Here is an 18,215-nt window from a genome sequence, read left to right as displayed (position 1 = left end):
GTCTTGGAATTTATAAAAATTCTAACTGGAATTGGACAAGTATTAACAGACACAACAGTAGTAGTAGCTTTATTCGCCTTAATACTAATTTATAAATTTGCCTCTGAACGATTGAAAAAAAGTGATGAAAATAGTAAAGAAGTTTCAGCTGCTTTAAAAGAAGTATCTGTTCAATTAGAAAGAGTTGCAACTATTACAGAAGTACAGGGTGAAGATATTAAAGGGGTTGAACATAAAATAGGACACATTGAAACTGAAATAAAAGAATTATGGAGAGAGAAGCAGGATAAGATTGATTAGAATTCCAAAAATATTCTGTGATTAGAGGTGTTTACAATCATAAACAATATTAAAATAAGCAAAAATTTTTATTTATCTGAATTTGAGTGTAAAGATGGTAATCATCAAGTAGTGATTGATAGTGAATTGATAGATAAATTACAAAAATTAAGGGATTATTTAGGACAAGCTATTGTTATTAATTCATCTTATAGAAATGAATCACATAATAAATCAGTTGGTGGTTCTCCTAACAGTCAACATTTAAAAGGGAAGGCGGTTGATATTAGAAGAATAGAAGGACTTACAATAGATGAAATGGTAGCTATAGCTGAAGATGCTGGGTTTAATGGGATAGGCAAGTATAATTGGGGAATTCATATTGATGTACGAGAAAATAAAGCTAGGTGGGATATGCGTGGATAGGGATAATAATCAAATACCAGATAAATTTGAAGCTAGATGGACTTATAGTATAGCTTGTATTTGTATTATTATAGCTATAATAGGATATTTTTTAAAAAACATGGATACTAGTACAGTTAGATGGTTAATAGGGTTTGCTGTTTATTTATCTGGGCAAAGAGATATAGGAGATTTTTTAAAGAGGTGATAAATTGAAAAGGATATATCTTTATATTTTAATTTTTATCCTATTATTAATTATCATTAATTTTTTAGGTGTTAAAATTACTGGAATTGTTGGTCTTATCTTAAGTGCTTTTGGATTAATTAAATATAATAAAAATGAACTTGAAGAAGCTAAAGAAAGGATAAACAAGGCAGGTGAGGATATTGAAGCTACTAAACATGATGTTAATACTGCTCTTGATTTTTTTGATAGGTTTTTCTCCGGTGATAATAGCAAGTAATTATAAGAATATAGATACAGAAACTAATGAAGATGGAGAATTTATTCTAAAATTAACACCTGAACAGTATCTTGAACTGGCTGATTATATATCGGAATTAGAGACTGAAAATAAGAAATTAGAAGCGAAACTTGAACAGGCGTTAAAAGAGTTAAATAAGGCTTATGAGAAAAATAAAGGTTTTGATTTAGCTAGATTATCTGATGGTTTAACCGGAGTAGGTATAGCGACTTTGATTGTATTGTTAGCACAGGGGTTGAGGTAAAATTTGTTAATAGTTAGGATTATGGTTTGGCAGGATTGTGGATAACTTTGAAGACCGACAGATATATTTGTTTTCCTTGTCGTGTGCTGCGGTGTCCTACCTCCGCTTACTGTCGAGAAATTATCCTTCGGCGTCCTGCCTACGGATAATTTCTAGAGTCGTACAACAAATATATCTGTCTGGATTATTAAAACTAGTTAACTTTGTGTAATAAATATTCCTAAGTAAAGTTATAATTGTTGATTAAGTCTAGGTGACGAAGCCATTTTGTTAAATATAAATGGAATTACACTGTCGTCTTTTAAATTGGTCTTGCATTAATTGTTCTAGAGTGCTATAATATAGAATGAATTAGCATAGCTAAGTCCATGCTCTGTATTTAAAGCAGGGCCGTTTAGTCCGAGTGGAGGGGGTGACATGAGAATGGAAAGGGTTTATGAAGCAACTTTTATTATCAAACCTGATGTGGAAGAGGAAGCCAGAAATGAAGTTATTGAAAGGATTAAATCTATTATAACTGATAATAATGGTGAGATCCTCGAAGCTAATGAATGGGGTAGTAGAAAACTAGCTTATGAGATTAATGATTATAAAACAGGTTACTATACCCTGCTAACTATTAAGGCAGAAGCAGATCTGGTAGAAGAGCTTGAAAGAAACTTTAAGATCATAGATGACATTATTCGTTATCTGGTAATCAGAGTAGAGGAATAAAACTATAAACAGGTATAGAAAGATTATCAAAGCAAGGTGGTGAGTGGATTGTTAAATCATATTGTATTAATTGGGCGTTTGGTTAGAGACCCTGAGTTGAGGTATATTAGTAATGGAACAGCTGTAAGCAATTTTACTCTGGCGGTTGAGCGAAATTATACCAATCAACAGGGTGAAAGAGATGTCGATTTTATCCGGATAGTTACCTGGCGGAAACTGGCGGAAACATGTGCTCATCATCTGGGGAAGGGTAGACTGGTTGCTGTAGAAGGTTCCTTACAGATAAGCAGCAGCGAAAAGGATGGACGAACATATACAAATCCTCAGGTCATAGCCAATGAAGTACGTTTTCTTGACTGGCCAAATGACAACAACAGGGATAACCGCAGTACCAATAACACTAATGCTACTACTACTAATAATAATGATAGTGGTAATGATACTACTGACAACTTTGATATAGATGATAATTTTGATGTACCATTCTAGAAGGAGGGATATAGGTGCCAAGAGGAAGAGGAAAATCATGTTTTTTCTGTGCAAATAAGGATAAAGAAATAGATTATAAAGACCTCAGGACCTTACAACGGTTTGTTACTGATAGAGGAAAGATTGTCCCCCGTAGGATAACCGGGACCTGTGCTAAACATCAACGGGCTTTGACCAGGCAGATAAAAAGAGCAAGAGCAATAGCTCTATTACCATATGTAAAAGAATAGTGAGATACAAGGAGGCAAAGGGCTACTTTAGCCTCCTTTATTTAATATTAGGGTGGTGTTATGATGGAATCAAAGCTAATAAAAGATGGTTTAAAGGTAATGGGCCTTGTTTTTTTATTTAGTTTATTAAGTATTTATATCGGTCTTTATAGTCCAATTATGGGATTTTTTATTAATTTAGTGTTGCCTATACCAATAGCCTATATTGTTAGCAAGTATAATAATCAGAGCTCATTAATAATAATTATTACAGTAGCATTAACTAATGGCCTATTATTAGGAATGACAGGTGGAATACAGCTTGGGGCTATGATGATAGTAAATACAGTAGTAGGTTTTGGTTTGATTGGTTTTGTTGTTGGTTCCGGGATAAAAGAAGGTTTTTCACCACGTATAACACTTATTTTGACAGTTGCTGCTGTAATACTTTCAACGGTAATTACTAATCAGGTCATTCCTTATCTTACTGGTACAGGATATAAAGATGTTATAAATGATATAGTCAATATTATTAATCAAAATTCTCAGTTTGGCGAATTTTCGGAAACGGTTAAACAGATAGTCCCACTAATAATAAGGATATATCCATCTATTCTTATAATTACTTCTATAATTACAGGGATTGTGGTCTATTATATAAGTACCTGGTATCTAAAGAAAAAGGGGCTTGTTGACAAGATATATAAACCAGTTAAGATGTGGTATTTTCCCAGAATATTATCACTGGGGATAGTAATAGCCTTACTATTGGACGGCAATATATTCTTTGTTAATTTATTGATTATTTTACTCTTTTTTATGTTTTTACAGGGTTTTTCAGTAGGATTATTCTATACTTCCCGGCTAAAAAACCCTATTATTAATTTTCTTTATATCATGGCAATAGTATTTTTAAACTTCCTTTTACTTCCGGTTTTAATTATCCTGGGGCTTTTTGATATGTGGTTTAATCTAAGGAAGTTTAAGTAAACAAAGCCTTAAATTGCTATTGCCAGAGGAGATTCTTTGCTGTAAAATATAATTAAATGGGGGTTTTGTAATGAAGGTTATTCTAAAAAGTGATGTTAAAAAATTAGGTAGTAAAGGTGATATTGTTAAGGTTTCAGATGGTTATGCAAGGAACTTTCTCATGCCCAAAGGTCTGGCTGAAGAGGCAACCCAGAGTAATTTAAATGAACTAAAACATAAGGAAAAGATTCAGGAGAGGAAATATAAGGAAAACCTGACTGAAGCAGAGGAACTGGCCAGCAAATTAGAAGAAAAAGATTTTGTCATAGCTGTTAAGGCTGGAGAAAATGGTAGACTATTTGGCTCAGTTACCACCAAAGATATTGCCAAGGCAGTAAAAAAAGAGGGATTCAAAATAGATAAAAGAAAAATTGATTTATCTGATCATATAAAATCACTTGGGGTACATAAGGTGAAGGTTAAGATATTCAAGGATGTTGAAGCTACCCTGAAGGTAAAGGTTGTTGAAGCCTAGCTTATAATTTGAAGGAGTGTAAAAAATGAAACCCTTCTGGCAGCGTTTTTTTCATAAAGGAGATGTACAGCTAAAACAGAATAAAGACAGTAGTATAGATAACCAGGATAAACGTCTTAAAGCACTATATAAGAAGATTAGTGATTATTATGGGAGAGACAGGTTTATTATTAAGGCTGGTAGGGTTGATGTACTTGACTTAATTAGTTCGGAAAAAATAAAAGAAAGACTGACTGCCCTGGAGCGGCTTATTTATGATGACCCTTCACAAAAAATTGAAGGGCCAGTCAATGAAAGATTAGACAGAATGGAAAATAAACTAGCAGATCTGCTGGCAGAACGTTCAGTAGAAAAAGAACTTGAACAGCAGATTGCAGTCAGGATGAAAAAGAGGGAGCGGGAGTATCTAAAAGAGATCAAAAAGGAAATAGTACAGGGCGAGGAGACAGTTGATAATGCTCAGACACTACGCCGTCTGGCACAACTGGAAAAGATGGAGGCAAGGGGCTTAAACCGTTCTACCCTGGATCTGGTTAGACCGCAGAGCTTTGCTGAAATAATTGGTCAGGATTCAGCGATTAAAGCCCTAGTTTCCAAAATTGCCTCACCCTATCCCCAGCATATTATACTCTATGGCCCACCAGGTGTTGGCAAGACTACTGCTGCCCGGCTTGCTCTAGAAGAAGCCAAGAAGAGAAAGAATACACCTTTTTATGATGATTCCAATTTTGTAGAGGTAGATGGTACAACACTGCGCTGGGACCCCAGAGAAGTAACAAATCCACTTTTAGGTTCTGTTCATGACCCTATTTATCAGGGTGCCAGGAAGAATTTGGCCAATGAAGGGGTTCCTGAACCGAAGACAGGATTGGTTACAGAAGCCCATGGGGGGGTTCTCTTTATTGATGAGATAGGAGAGCTTGACCCTATGTTGCAGAACAAACTTTTAAAAGTAATGGAAGATAAACGGGTTAAATTTGAGTCATCCTATTATGATGAAAACAGTGACCAGATACCTTTATATATTCAGAAACTCTTTAAGGAAGGTGCTCCAGCAGACTTTATCTTAATTGGTGCTACTACCAGGAGTCCGGAGGCTATAAATCCGGCTTTCAGGTCCCGTTGTGCAGAGGTGTTTTTTAACCCACTGAGCAGGGAAGATATTAAGAAGATTGTCCAAAATGCAGTAGCTAAACTGGATGTTAGCGTGGCAGAAAATATTCCGGATATTATTAGTAGTTATACTATTGAAGGTAGGACTGCTATAAACCTTTTACTTGACGCCTACAGTCTAATACTCTATGAAAAGGATGACACCGATCAGGAAAAACCACTTATTACTGATGAGATATTATATCAGGCCCTGCAGAACCGGCGGATGACGCCGTATAATAAGATTGATACTGCAGAGGACACGCAAATCGGCAAGATATTTGGACTGGGGGTTAATGGATTTATCGGTTCAATTATTGAGATAGAGGCTGTAGCCTTTAAATCAGCTGTTGAGGGCAGGGGTAAAATCCATTTTAATGAGACTGCTGGTTCAATGACCAAGGACTCACTCTTTAATGCTGCAGCTGTTGTCAGGAAAATAATCGGGAAGAATATAGATGATTACGACCTCCATGTCAATATTATCGGTGGTGGGAATGTTGATGGGCCATCTGCTGGGATAGCTATACTCCTGGCTATTATTAGTGCTATAGAAGAAATACCCTTAAAACAGGATATAGCAGTAACAGGAGAGGTTTCTATTCAGGGCAAGGTTAAACCAGTTGGTGGTATCAGGGAGAAACTACACGCTGCAGAACAGGCAGGCATCAGAGAGGTCCTCCTTCCTGGGGAAAATAATAATGATGTTAGTCAGGATATAAAGATTAAAACAACAGCAATTACTACTGTTAGAGAGGCCTTGAACAGGGTCCTGATTGATAATAGTAAGATATCAATAGTAAAATAATTTAACTAAAGTGAGTTTATAAACCGTGGGTTGCCACGGTTTTTTATTGATTTGCTTTATATTTTGTATAATTTATAATAATTTGCTTGTTGATAAATTTTGATTTATTTGTTTTAAGAAGCAAGTGCTAGAAAACTATTATTGAAACAAATAGTAATAAATGTTATAATTTAGATGAATTTTGTGTATTTTTGTTTTTTTTTTTAATATAATATTTTTGCATAAGAAATTAATATGGTAATAAGAAGGAGGTACTATGGGCTTTTTTAGTAAACTATTTGACAAAAACAAAAAAGAAGAAATTATTGCAAGGAATCCATTTAATTTACAAATTAATGATATTGTAGATTATGATTTGGTTGAATATCAGGTCATAGGAAAAATTAAATATAATGAAGAAGGCTATATATGGTATGATTATCATTTGTTTGATAGTAAAGAACACTTATGGCTTTATGCAGAAGATGATGATGAAGTTAGATTAGGACTCTTCCGGAAATTAGATGTTGATCATCAACTATATGCAAAGTTCCAGGAAGAAATACCTTCAGTCATTAAATATGAAGATATGGATTATTCTTTAATTGAAGAAGGTAGTGCTAATATTGAAATTGAAGGGAAAGTGGGTGCCAAAGATGGTCAGCTGATTAAATATTGGGATTATGAAACAGGAAATGGAAATCAGCTATCAGTTGAAAAATGGGGAAATGAACTAGAAATTAGTGTTGGAGAAAAAGTGCAAGAAGGTTTATTAGAATTTTATCCTGCCAAATAAGATGATTGACATCTGGTATGAAAACTAGAGATTCAATCTTAAATTATGTGATTTTGAAAATTGTGGATAACTTTGAAGACCGACAAATATATTTACTTACCTTGTCGTGCACTACGGCGTCCTGCCTTCGTTTACTGTCGAGAAATTGTCTTTCGGCGTCCATGCCTCCAGACAATTTCTAGAGTCGTCCAGTAAATATATTTGTCTGTATTATGATAATAAGGTAATTTTGTGTAAGAGGTATTCTTAAGTAAGGTTAATAATTAGTGATTAAGTTTGGATGGCTGTTAGGTCGTGTTGTTCTATTGTTTTTTATGGTAAAGGTAAGAATAATTTGAAATTTAAATGAGGAGGGATTTGAAGTGGGATTTTTTGATAGGATGAAGACATTAGTAAAGGGTAAGGCCAATCAAGCGATGGATAAATTGGAAGATAAGAATATTGAAGCTATAGTGAAAGAAGAAATAAGGAAGATGAAGGGGGAGTTTCGGCAAGCTAAAAGTGCAGTTGCCAAGTCTATTACTTTGGTTAAAGAGGCAGAGACTAAAGCTAATAAAGCTAAAGAAGAATTAGAGCACTGGGCTGATAGGGCTAAACAGGCTCTGGAAGCTGGTAATGAAGATTTGGCTAGAAAAGCAATAGAGAAAAAACAAGAAGCTGAAAAGGATTATAAAAAATATCAGGAACAGGTAGTTGAAAGACGGAGGATTGCTGATATACATAAAGCGAAAGTAAAAGAACTACAGAAAAGAATTGAAGAAGCTGAAGATAGACAAGATGAATTAATTGCTGCTGCAGAATCTGCTAGAGCTACTAAGGAAATTAATGAAACGATGAGTGGCCTTGGCAAGGAAAATGCGAGCGACAATCTTGATAGACTGGAAAAAAGAGTTGGTAAAATGGAAGCAGAGGCCCAGGCTAGTGATGAATTATATGAAGACTTAAAGAAAGATGATCTTGAAGCACAGTTTGAGGAACTGGAAAATAAGGATTCTATAGATGATGAATTAGCTAAGTTAAAGGCTGAAATGAATAAAAATGAATAAAGTAAGGTATAAAAAATTATCAGTTTTAGGACTTGAGTACAAATTGTTTCTGTCTCCTGATCTAAATTGTAAATTTAATGTATTAAAAAATAGGGTTATAAACTGGCAGGGGATTATATTAGACTTTTCTATAATAGGATTAAGTCATTTTGTTAAAATTGACACAGGTGCTAAAAACAAATTAATAGAATTATTAGCCTGTGTTGACTCAAAGGATATTGCGGATGAAGTGCTTGTTCAACAAAAGAATTTAATAGTTTGCTGTAACTACAGGTATAATAAAAGATTTAATAGTTTTTATAAATATAGTTTTATTACTGAAACAATTGATGACTGTCTTAGAAATGCTTGGGAATTTGGAGATAAATATACTGATAAAGGCTGTGGTTTTTATCTGGAGTATGTTTTTCCTTCACCTGATGGCTTTGCTGTTACCAGCATTGAAATTACGGGGAAAGAGGATAAATTTTGCTGGATAACTTATCATAGTTATCCAGCAGATAAAAAAATTATAAAAACAAGAAGTATAATAGAGAAGGAGGGTTGAGTGTTGATGGAAAAAAGAGATATTATTGTTAGTCTAGGGGTCTTAATATTGATTATTTTTATTGTAGGGGGTTTATTAACAGGAAGAGGACCTAATATTGTGAAGGCTGTTGATAAAAAATATGCCTTAAAATCCGTTGAGGGTGCTGTTAAAACGTACGACTCTAAAGATGATCTTAATATGACGGTAAATAGTATTAGTTCATTAAAGAAACCTTATGATCAAAAGATTGATTCTACGGGGAAAAGTATTTTATTATATGATGAAGCAGTAATAATTGTAGAAGATAAAGGTGGGCATACAGAAATAGAATTAATAGAAGACCATAAAACTGCCTATCGTCGTCATCATAATACGATGGTTTTTTTCTGGGGAAATAATCTTTACCGGAGCGGTAGGATAAGGACCCCTCGCAGTATAAGGGAAGGTAGCATTGGTTCTTCATCATCCCGCGGTGGTGGTTTTGGTTTTGGAAAATAAGCTGCTTTATTAGAGGGATAAGTATAAGGAGTAATTAATATGGAAACTAAAGGGAATAGGAATTTTAGTAATAAAATACCCTTCTTAACTTGTGCTTTTGTTGTTGCTATTGCCTCAATAGTATATGAGTTGATTATTGGTGGTATTTCTTCATATTTATTGGGTAACAGTGTTTATCAATTTTCAATTACAATAGGTTTATTTATGACTTCAATGGGTTTAGGTTCATTGTTTTCAAAGTATATTGAAGAAGATTTAATATTTAAGTTTATGCTGATAGAAGTAGCTTTAGCTTTAATAGGTGGAAGTTGTGGTTTGATTCTATTTTATAGTTATGCAGTGTTGAATTCTTATCTGCCAATAATGTTTTTATTGACTGTAATAATTGGTACTTTAACTGGCTTTGAATTACCATTAGTAACTAGAATTGTTGGAAGTTTTAATCAGTTGAAAGATGCTTTAGCAAATGCAACTGCTGCTGATTATATTGGTGGGTTAATTGGTTCTATTGCTTTTCCGATTCTCCTATTGCCGAGATTGGGATTTATTAAAACCAGTTATATAATAGGGATATTAAATATAATAGTTGCAGCTTATCTTTTTATAAAATATAAAGGAAATTTACGGAAAAACAAGATGATATTTATTGTTATTATGCTGGTGATTGTCATTCTTATGATAGGTGTTTTTACTGTTGATGATACAGAGGCTTTTCTGGAAAGAAAGTTATACAGGGATAAGGTTGTTTTTTCCAGCCAGACTGAATATCAAAAGATTGTGATAACAGAAGATAGGGATGATATTAGACTATTCTTAAACGGCAATATACAGTTTTCTTCGAAAGATGAATACCGTTATCATGAATCTTTAGTTCATCCAGCTTTAAGTTTATTAGATGGAGATAAGAAGATTCTTATCTTGGGTGGTGGTGATGGATTAGCTATCAGAGAGGTTTTAAAATACTCCGATATTCAAGAAATAGATCTGGTAGATCTAGATAAATCAGTAACTGATCTTGCTAAAACTTCTGAGTATCTTCTTAAGTTTAATCAGGATTCGTTTAGTGACAAAAGGGTTAAGATTATTAATCAGGATGCTTATCAGTACTTAGAAACAAGCAAAAAAAAATATGATGTAATTCTTGTTGATCTTCCTGATCCAAATAATGAGAGTTTGAATAAATTATATACTGTAACATTTTATAGATTTGTTTATGAGCATTTAAATGATCAAGGAATTATGGCTGCCCAATCTACATCCCCTTACTTTGCTGCTGAATGTTTTTGGATTATACATAATACTATTAAAGAAGCTGGCTTTTATACCAGCCCATATCATGTTTATATTCCTTCTTTTGGAGACTGGGGATTTAATATAGGGACAAAGGGTTTTAGATTTAATCCGGCTGACATCAAAATTAAGGTGGCTACAAAATTTTTGACTGATCAACAGGCCGAGAATTTGTTTGTATTTGGACAGGATATATTAAATGAAAAAACAGCTGATATTAATACCCTAATCAGGCCTATTTTAATCAGAACTTATTATAATGCCTGGGAAGAGTATAACTAAAGGACGATTAATTCCTTATATATATTGCTTTGAAGAGAATAGATAATTTTTGTATTTAATATCATAAAGGAAAGGAGATGAAGGAGAATATGTTAACAAATGAATTTATTGCAACTATTGTTTATGCAGTACTGGCCTTAGTTTTAATGTTTTTAGGTTATAAATTTTTTGACTGGATAACCCCATATAATTTCGCAGAAGAAATTAAAGAGAAAAATCCAGCTATAGGTGTAGTGATTGCAGGAATCTTTATAGCAGTGGCTATTATTATAAAAGCGGCAATTATTTAGTAAATGGTTTCTCGGTTTAAAACTATTAGATAAATTAAAGGGGGTTTAGGTAAGTGAATCCAATTCTTTCAAGTATAGTTTATTTTGTTATAGGTATGATACTTTGTGCCTTAGGTTATAAAATATTTGATATAATTACTCCATTTGATTTAAATGAAGAAATTGATGACCATAATATAGCTGCTGGTTTAACTGTAGCTGGAATATTTATTGGTGTAGCTATTGTAGTGAGTGCAGTGATTGTATAAAAAATATTTATAGTATATATTATATTATGTATATCAAGAAAAGAACCTTCAGTGAAGGTTCTTTTCTTGATTACACAATTCAGTATTGATTGTTTTCATACTAGAAGTTAGAACAGACATATTTACTTAAGAATCCATAATGCTTCTAAGTTTTTCTTTAAACTCCTCAAAACTATATTTTTGATAATCCTCAATCAGGGTAATAATTTGTTCTAACTGTTCGGCTGAAATTATCCCTTTTTCATGTAATTTTTCATAACGATTGGCAAAGGCCAGGACGGCTTTTAAATCAAAATCCAGCTGGGATTCTATGTTTTCATCATACATTGGGTAGACTCTCCTCCAGGGACAGGTTCTCAGGGTCGATAAAGCGGATATATTCATCTTCAAAATAGAGTTTAATTGAACCGGTTTGACCAGTCCTCTGCTTGGCTACAATTACATCAGTATCGTTGGCTGTTCCTTCTTCTTCAGCCTTTTCACGGGCAGCAGCACTGGTATGGGCATGGCGGTAGAGGAAGATAACCCCATCAGCAACCTCTTCAATATTACCAGAATCTCTTAAATCAGAGAGGACAGGTCTTTTATCTTGTCGGCTGGTAAAACTACGGCTAATCTGGGATATAAGAATAATAGGTACATTTATTTCAGAAGCTAAGTTTCTCAGCTGTAGGACAACCTGACCGACAGCCCGGGCTGTATTATGCAGCTGCTCATCAGGCAGCTGGATCATCTGTAGATAATCAATAACAACCAGACCGAGCTCTCCCATCTGTGATTTAAACTTGCGGAGTCGGGCCCTGATCTGGGCAACATTTAGTCCCCTTTCATCAGAAATAACCAGCGGCAGTTTATGAAGGGTATCAAGTGCCCTGGAAACCCTTTTATCTTCTTCCTCATTTGTTTCTCCCTGATTATATTTCCAGCCGTTAACACCTGATTCCTGGATAATCATGCGGTCGATAATCTCCTGGGCATCCATCTCAAGGCTGATAACTGCCACTGGGACATTCCGTTTAATGATATTTTTGGCTATATTGATAGCAAAGGCGGTTTTACCCATACTGGTAGAAGCAGCCAGTACAGAGAGGTGTCCCTTTTTAAACCCACCGATTAAATTATCTAGTGAGATGAACCCTGTCCGCAGACCGACATCAGCTTTGTTGTGTTTCCGGTCAATATAGGCTTCAAAAGAATCCATTAAGGCCTCTTCCATTAGATAAATATGTTTTTCCGTATCTGTTGATTCATTGGTAGCCTCAAAAATAATATCCTGTGCCCTGGCCTGATAATCTCCGATAGAGAGGTCAGTTTTATCAACTAACTCTTTTAATCTCCTGGCTGCTTTAAGTAGTAATTGTTTTTGATAGTTATTTTTAATAAGGTCAATAGTTGGTAACAATTCATCAAGGGTATTAAAACCAGACGTAAGAAGTTCGATGGTTTCTTCTGGTTTTTTAATAATACCATCTTTCTTTAGTCTTAAAAAGAGTTTTGTTCTGGATATTTGACTGTTTTCCTGAAATTGATTAAGGAGAATTTCATAGATTAACTGGGCCTGTGGATTCAAAAAGTGTTTTAACTCCAGGGTATCAGCTATCTCATCAATCTTTTCAGGGTATTGTAATAAAATGCCCAGCAGTTGAAACTCGTGGTTGTGCTGTTCAAATCCCTTTAGTATATTTTCTTTAGTGGCCATATGAATCCTCCTTTTTTTAGTAATAAATCAACTTTCAAACCCCCAGGGGACATCTTCCCAATTATCAGCCATCTTTTTTTCTTCTTTGTTTACTTTATAGTAAGAATCCCTGGAATTTTTCAAATGAGCCCTGGCCTCCTGGGTAGTTTTTATCCCTGATTCCTTCCAGGGTTTAATAAAATTGTCTTCGATATATTTAAGTGAAGGTTGTCCATCCCGTTTCCTTTTAACAGCCTCTTGAATAGCCAGTTTAATGATTGAACTACTTAAAGGGTAGTCATCACTTAACCAGCTTTTAAAGGTTTCCATATGAATGGGTTTAACATTTTGCCATTTTTTAATTCCGAAAGAACTGGCCAGTTCCCTTGTTTCGCGATAAAGCTGGTCAAAGTGTTTTAAACGTTGATAAGTAAAGATTTCCTTTCGGTACCAGTCATCAACAATCCCTTTTAAATAGTGAAAAGCCTGACCAGGTGGGTTATCATTTCTTTCTAACCATCTATCTACCCTTCTGATCAGCTCAGCAATCATTTTGTGATCAAAGCTATCCAGCCATTTACTTAACTCCCCTTTATCCTCCTCTGGGGGAATAAAGCTTAATATTGCCTGATATAGTTCTTCTTCTGATGGTGTTTTTTTATCGATAACAGTTTTTCGTATGTTCTTGTTATTATATAATCCTTCTCTATGATCAGTTATAGGAAGAGAACTATTTCTTAAAATATTTAAATTAAGTTCTATTTTATAGGTGTAGTCCCCCTCCCGTTTAGCCGAGATTCTTATTATACCATGTTCAGCGAGGTGCTTTAAGGCTTTATTTATAGCAGGGATAGAAACCTCCCTGGGCAAATAACTGGAGATGATAGTTGCATTGGTATAGATACATTGATTATCATCAAGGTGTGTTAGGAGATAAAAGAAGATAGATAGGCTTATTCCAGGGAATCTCTTTAAAAAACCATTATCAATACAGGTATTCCCCAATTCGATTATACTATCATCTTCAGGCGAGGATATGCTGATTCTTTGATGTTGATTAATAAAAAAAGACATAAAAACCCCTCTTTCTCATTATAAATAATTCTCTAAAAGTAGTCAAAACCCTTCTTAATTTGTGTGTTCGAAAAGAATTGTTTAGGTGATTATACTTCCCGGAACGAAGTTAAGGTGCTACCATTGAGTGAAGGGATGTATAATCACAGGGGTATAAGCAGTGACTTTTCGAACAGACTCTTAATAAATATCTATAGGAATAAAATTATACTTACCTTGACAAAGACAACCTTTATTTGCTAAGATTAAGACGTAGCAGAGAATTAAAATAAATATAATTTGAAAGGGAGATTAGCTTTTGTTAAGTCGTTATAGTTTGCCTGAGATGGAGAAGGTATGGAGTGAAGAGAGCAAATATAAGAAGTGGCTGGCCATAGAACTGGCTGCCTGTAGAGCCTGGGCTAAACTTGGCAGGATCCCTGAAAAAGACATAAAGAAAATAGAAGGTAATATTAGCCTGGACCTTAAGCGGATTAAAGAGATAGAAAAGACTACCAGGCATGATATACTGGCCTTTGTTGAGGGTATAAATGAAACCCTGGGAGAAGAATCAAAATATATACATATGGGTTTGACATCTTCTGATGTAAAGGATACTGCTCTGGCCTTGCAGCTCTGTGATGCCCATGATCTTATTTTACGAGACCTTAAAAAGTTAAAAAAGAAACTGGGAGAACAGTCATACCAGCATAAAGATACCATTATGATCGGGAGGACACATGGTGTTCATGGTGAGCCTACAACCTGGGGTTTGAAACTGGCTATCTGGTATACTGAGATAGACAGACATATTAAGAGAATGGAAAGGGTCAAAGAGTTTATTGCTGTAGGTCAGATCTCCGGGGCTATTGGTACTTATGCCAGTGTAAATCCCCGCGTAGAGGAGTTGGTCTGTGAGGAATTAGGTTTAGAACCAGCACCTGTCTCAAATCAAATACTACAGCGGGATAGGCATGCTGATTTCCTTAATAATCTAGCCTTGATAGCTGCTTCTTTAGAGAAGTTTGCTACCGAAATTCGCAATCTGCAGAGGACAGACATCCTTGAAGTGGAGGAAGGATTTCGCAAGGGGCAGAAAGGCTCATCGGCTATGCCTCACAAAAAGAACCCGATAATATGTGAGAGAGTCTCAGGACTGGCCAGGATTGTCAGGGGTAATGTATTACCTGGTCTGGAAAATATTGCACTCTGGCATGAAAGGGATTTGACACATTCCTCAGTCGAAAGGGTTATTATCCCTGATAGTACAATCATGGTAAACTATATGTTAAACAAATTTATCATGGTATTAGACGAGTTGCTTATTAATAAAGATAGAATGAAGGAAAATATGAATAGAACCCACGGACTTATATTTTCACAGAAACTAATGCTTTCCCTGGTAGATAAAGGCCTTGTCCGGGAAAAAGCCTATGATCTAGCACAGCGCAATGCCTTAAAAGCCTGGGAGGAAAGAGCTAGTTATCAAGAATTAATTAAAGGTGATCAAGAAGTCAGTAAATACCTGACTGAAGAAGAAATAGATAGAATATTTGATTACAGGTCCTTTCTTAAAGAAGTAGACTATATTTATCAACGGATAGGGCTTGAAGGAAGGGAGGAGGCTTAAACCAGACAGGTTTAAGCTGCTTATTATGGCAAATAAAATAGTAATTGGTACACAATGGGGAGACGAGGGAAAAGGTAAGATTACCGATATGTTAGCCCGGACTGCTGATGTAGTAGTGCGTTTTGGTGGGGGAAATAATGCTGGACACACAGTAATAGTGGGGGATGAGAAATTTGAACTCCACCTGATACCTTCCGGCATACTCTATCCTGAAAAGATAAATGTAATTGGTAATGGCGTAGTAATTGACCCTGAGGCACTACTTAAGGAGATGTACGGGTTAATAGAGCGCAAGATCAGTCTGGATAATTTTTTTATCAGTGAATCAGCCCATGTAATTATGCCCTATCATCGTCTACTGGATCGTCTTGAAGAAGAACGGAAAGCAGATTCCAAAATAGGTACAACAGGCAAGGGTATTGGTCCGGCCTATACAGATAAGATAGCCCGCCGTGGTATCAGAGTCTGCGATACACTTAACCGGGATATTTTCTATAAAAAACTGCAGGAGAACCTGGCCTATCAGAACTTAATTATTGAAAAGGTTTATAAATCAAAACCTGTTGATATAGAAGAGATTATGGAAGAATACCTACCATATATAGAAGAAATAAGGCCCTATGTTAAAAATACCTCTTTATTATTGGATAAGGTGCGTAAAGAAAATAAAAAAATATTCTTTGAAGGTGCTCAGGGGACTCTCCTTGATGTGGATTACGGGACATATCCCTTTGTTACATCTTCTAATCCAACTGCCGGTGGTGTTTGTAATGGGGCAGGAATAGGCCCAGTTCTGATTGATGATGTTGTTGGTGTTGCTAAAGCATATTTAACCAGGGTAGGGGAGGGCCCTTTCCCTACAGAATTGGAGGATAAAACAGGTGAATGGCTGCGGGAAAAAGGTCATGAATATGGGGTTACTACTGGTAGACCCAGGAGGTGCGGCTGGTTTGATGTCCCGATCTTAAAACATGCTTTCAGGGTTAATGGTTTAACAGAGATTGCCCTTACTAAAGTAGATGTTTTAACAGGACTTGATGAAATCAAGGTCTGTACAGCATATCGTTATCAGGGTGAGGTTTTAGATGAATTCCCTGTTCAGTTGGAGAAGTTATCAGCCTGCAAACCGGTTTATGAAAACCTGCCAGGTTGGAAGGAAGATATATCAGCTGTAAGGGATTTCGATAAACTACCTGAGAATGCCCGAAACTATATTAAGAGGATAGAAGAGCTTATTGCTGTCCCTGTTAAGATAATTGGAACCGGGCCGGAGAGGGAAGAGGCTATCTTAAAATGAGGGGTGATAAGATGAGAGTGCTGGTTGTCGGCAGCGGTGGCAGGGAACATGCCCTGGTCTGGAAGCTCTTTCAGAGTGAAAGGGTAGCAAGAATTTATGCCGCACCAGGTAATGATGGTATGCTTCCACTGGCTGACAGGGTTGATATAGGTAGTGACGATATTACTGGTCTGGCTAACTGGGCAGTTGCTCACCATATTGACCTGACTGTTGTAGGACCAGAAGACCCCCTGGTAGCTGGTATTGTTGATGAATTTAACAAGCGAGGGCTGGCTATTTTCGGCCCCAGTAAAAAGGCAGCAATGGTTGAGGGGAGTAAGGTTTATGCTAAAGAGATACTCAAAAAATATAATATACCGACAGCTGAGTATGAGGTCTTTACTAATCCCCATGAAGCACTACAATACTTCCAGCACTGTGTTTACCCTGTGGTTATCAAGGCTGAAGGTTTAGCCGGGGGTAAGGGTGTTGTTATTGCAACAAATAAATCAGAGGCTGAAAAAGCAGTAGCTAAGATTATGGAAGAACGAATTTTTGGTGATGCAGGTAATAGAATAGTAGTTGAGGATTTTTTAGAGGGGGAAGAGGTATCTATCCTGGTTTTAACTGATGGGAAAAACATTCTACCTCTGTCTCCTGCCCAGGATTATAAAGCAATTTTTGATGGTGATGAAGGCCCCAACACAGGAGGTATGGGGGCTTATAGTCCGACTCCCTTTATAGATGATGTTCTACAGGAGGAAATTTGTCATAAAATTCTCAAACCTACTATAAAGGCTTTTCAGGCTGAAGGGATTAACTACAAAGGAATACTTTATGCGGGCTTAATAATTACTGATATGGGGCCCAAAGTTCTTGATTTTAATACCAGACTTGGTGACCCTGAGACACAGGTGATCTTACCCAGATTAAAAAATGACCTGATAAACCTGATAGAAATGGTAGTCAATGATAATCTGGAAGAGATTAAATTAGAGTGGGATAAAAGGTCTGCTGTTTGTGTAGTTCTTGTCTCTGGTGGTTATCCCATAGATTATAAATCAGGTTATTTGATAGAGGGTTTAAATGAGTTAAATAAATATGACAATGTCCTGGTTTTTCATGCCGGGACAAAAAAAGAGGGCGATGATTTTTATACAGCAGGTGGCCGGGTTCTGGGTATTACAGTACTTGGCAGCGGTCTGATAGATGCTATTGACCAGGTCTATGAATGTATAGATCAGATTTCTTTTGAAGATATGCACTATCGAACAGATATAGCCTATAGAGTCTTTGATGATAGTTATTAATTTAAAAAATGTATTTCT

At 35.7% G+C, this 18,215-nt stretch carries 24 protein-coding genes; 21 read left to right on the top strand and 3 right to left on the bottom strand.

What is annotated here, in order from left to right:
- The first annotated feature begins 3 nt into the window (after positions 1-3).
- The 18 genes from D7D81_RS02485 (at position 4) to D7D81_RS02400 (ending at position 11,250) form a co-directional block, all read left to right on the top strand.
- The gene (locus D7D81_RS02485; RefSeq protein ID WP_125987006.1) at positions 4-300 is read left to right on the top strand and encodes a hypothetical protein; all 297 of its coding nucleotides are present in this window, start codon (positions 4-6) and stop codon (positions 298-300) included.
- Positions 301-327: 27 nt separating this feature from the next.
- Positions 328-705 carry a YcbK family protein gene (locus tag D7D81_RS02480; protein WP_286170102.1) on the top strand — a complete coding sequence of 126 codons (378 nt, stop codon included), beginning with the start codon at positions 328-330 and terminating at the stop codon, positions 703-705.
- Positions 698-892, top strand: coding sequence for a hypothetical protein (locus D7D81_RS02475; protein WP_125987004.1), 195 nt, complete (start codon positions 698-700; stop codon positions 890-892). The genes D7D81_RS02480 and D7D81_RS02475 overlap by 8 nt, the downstream gene beginning before the upstream one ends.
- Positions 893-896: 4 nt before the next feature.
- Entirely contained in the window at positions 897-1,151 is a 255-nt protein-coding gene (locus D7D81_RS02470) for a hypothetical protein (protein WP_125987002.1), read from the top strand.
- Positions 1,108-1,416, top strand: a complete 309-nt coding sequence (locus D7D81_RS02465; RefSeq protein ID WP_205739318.1) for a hypothetical protein — start codon at positions 1,108-1,110, stop codon at positions 1,414-1,416. The genes D7D81_RS02470 and D7D81_RS02465 overlap by 44 nt, the downstream gene beginning before the upstream one ends.
- 423 nt (positions 1,417-1,839) lie before the next feature.
- Positions 1,840-2,130 (top strand): 30S ribosomal protein S6, encoded by a 291-nt coding sequence (gene rpsF, locus D7D81_RS02460; protein ID WP_125986998.1) that lies wholly within the window; start codon positions 1,840-1,842, stop codon positions 2,128-2,130.
- Positions 2,131-2,178: 48 nt separating this feature from the next.
- Complete coding sequence (locus tag D7D81_RS02455) at positions 2,179-2,619, top strand: single-stranded DNA-binding protein (protein ID WP_125986996.1); 441 nt, start codon at positions 2,179-2,181, stop codon at positions 2,617-2,619.
- Between the two features lie 14 nt (positions 2,620-2,633).
- Positions 2,634-2,849: a 30S ribosomal protein S18 gene (gene rpsR / locus D7D81_RS02450; protein ID WP_125986994.1), complete on the top strand. Its 216-nt coding sequence runs from the start codon at positions 2,634-2,636 to the stop codon at positions 2,847-2,849.
- Positions 2,850-2,909: 60 nt separating this feature from the next.
- Complete coding sequence (locus tag D7D81_RS02445; RefSeq protein ID WP_125986992.1) at positions 2,910-3,818, top strand: DUF2232 domain-containing protein; 909 nt, start codon at positions 2,910-2,912, stop codon at positions 3,816-3,818.
- Between the two features lie 70 nt (positions 3,819-3,888).
- On the top strand, positions 3,889-4,332 hold the full coding sequence (gene rplI / locus D7D81_RS02440) for a 50S ribosomal protein L9 (protein WP_125986990.1): 444 nt from the start codon (positions 3,889-3,891) through the stop codon (positions 4,330-4,332).
- 25 nt (positions 4,333-4,357) lie between these two features.
- Positions 4,358-6,292, top strand: a complete 1,935-nt coding sequence (gene lonC / locus D7D81_RS02435) for a Lon family ATP-dependent protease (RefSeq protein WP_125986988.1) — start codon at positions 4,358-4,360, stop codon at positions 6,290-6,292.
- A gap of 256 nt (positions 6,293-6,548) precedes the next feature.
- The gene (locus D7D81_RS02430) at positions 6,549-7,067 is read left to right on the top strand and encodes a DUF4178 domain-containing protein (RefSeq protein WP_125986986.1); all 519 of its coding nucleotides are present in this window, start codon (positions 6,549-6,551) and stop codon (positions 7,065-7,067) included.
- A gap of 362 nt (positions 7,068-7,429) precedes the next feature.
- Complete coding sequence (locus D7D81_RS02425) at positions 7,430-8,113, top strand: PspA/IM30 family protein (RefSeq protein ID WP_125986984.1); 684 nt, start codon at positions 7,430-7,432, stop codon at positions 8,111-8,113.
- Positions 8,106-8,660: a DUF2617 family protein gene (locus D7D81_RS02420; RefSeq protein ID WP_125986982.1), complete on the top strand. Its 555-nt coding sequence runs from the start codon at positions 8,106-8,108 to the stop codon at positions 8,658-8,660. Before D7D81_RS02425 ends, D7D81_RS02420 begins: the two co-directional genes overlap by 8 nt.
- A gap of 6 nt (positions 8,661-8,666) precedes the next feature.
- Positions 8,667-9,140, top strand: coding sequence for a DUF4247 domain-containing protein (locus D7D81_RS02415; RefSeq protein WP_230869827.1), 474 nt, complete (start codon positions 8,667-8,669; stop codon positions 9,138-9,140).
- Between the two features lie 39 nt (positions 9,141-9,179).
- Positions 9,180-10,712, top strand: coding sequence for a polyamine aminopropyltransferase (locus tag D7D81_RS02410; RefSeq protein WP_125986978.1), 1,533 nt, complete (start codon positions 9,180-9,182; stop codon positions 10,710-10,712).
- An 89-nt stretch (positions 10,713-10,801) separates the two neighbouring features.
- Complete coding sequence (locus D7D81_RS02405) at positions 10,802-11,002, top strand: DUF350 domain-containing protein (RefSeq protein ID WP_164522085.1); 201 nt, start codon at positions 10,802-10,804, stop codon at positions 11,000-11,002.
- Positions 11,003-11,055: 53 nt separating this feature from the next.
- Complete coding sequence (locus D7D81_RS02400) at positions 11,056-11,250, top strand: DUF350 domain-containing protein (protein WP_125986974.1); 195 nt, start codon at positions 11,056-11,058, stop codon at positions 11,248-11,250.
- A gap of 126 nt (positions 11,251-11,376) precedes the next feature.
- Here D7D81_RS02400 and D7D81_RS02395 read toward each other — a convergent pair whose 3' ends face one another.
- The 3 genes from D7D81_RS02395 to D7D81_RS02385 are packed head-to-tail and all read right to left on the bottom strand — an operon-like array spanning position 11,377 to position 14,002.
- A complete protein-coding gene (locus D7D81_RS02395; RefSeq protein ID WP_125986972.1) occupies positions 11,377-11,577 on the bottom strand; it encodes a hypothetical protein in 201 nt (66 codons plus the stop codon).
- Positions 11,570-12,949: a replicative DNA helicase gene (locus D7D81_RS02390; RefSeq protein WP_125986970.1), complete on the bottom strand. Its 1,380-nt coding sequence runs from the start codon at positions 12,947-12,949 to the stop codon at positions 11,570-11,572. The genes D7D81_RS02395 and D7D81_RS02390 overlap by 8 nt, the downstream gene beginning before the upstream one ends.
- A 27-nt stretch (positions 12,950-12,976) precedes the next feature.
- Positions 12,977-14,002 carry a DnaD domain-containing protein gene (locus tag D7D81_RS02385; protein ID WP_125986967.1) on the bottom strand — a complete coding sequence of 342 codons (1,026 nt, stop codon included), beginning with the start codon at positions 14,000-14,002 and terminating at the stop codon, positions 12,977-12,979.
- Between the two features lie 298 nt (positions 14,003-14,300).
- Here D7D81_RS02385 and purB point away from each other — a divergent pair, with 298 nt between their 5' ends.
- The 3 genes from purB to purD are packed head-to-tail and all read left to right on the top strand — an operon-like array spanning position 14,301 to position 18,197.
- Entirely contained in the window at positions 14,301-15,611 is a 1,311-nt protein-coding gene (gene purB / locus D7D81_RS02380; RefSeq protein ID WP_125986965.1) for an adenylosuccinate lyase, read from the top strand.
- Positions 15,612-15,636: 25 nt separating this feature from the next.
- On the top strand, positions 15,637-16,908 hold the full coding sequence (locus tag D7D81_RS02375) for an adenylosuccinate synthase (protein ID WP_125986963.1): 1,272 nt from the start codon (positions 15,637-15,639) through the stop codon (positions 16,906-16,908).
- Positions 16,909-16,919: 11 nt separating this feature from the next.
- The gene (gene purD / locus D7D81_RS02370) at positions 16,920-18,197 is read left to right on the top strand and encodes a phosphoribosylamine--glycine ligase (protein ID WP_125991857.1); all 1,278 of its coding nucleotides are present in this window, start codon (positions 16,920-16,922) and stop codon (positions 18,195-18,197) included.
- The last annotated feature ends 18 nt before the right edge of the window (positions 18,198-18,215 follow it).

It is taken from the genome of Halocella sp. SP3-1, from assembly GCF_003953885.1.
In the GTDB taxonomy this organism is placed as follows: domain Bacteria; phylum Bacillota; class Halanaerobiia; order Halanaerobiales; family DTU029; genus Iocasia; species Iocasia fonsfrigidae.
The sequence above is the reverse complement of the archived record's forward strand: the minus strand, read 5'-3'. Positions and strand labels throughout refer to the sequence as shown.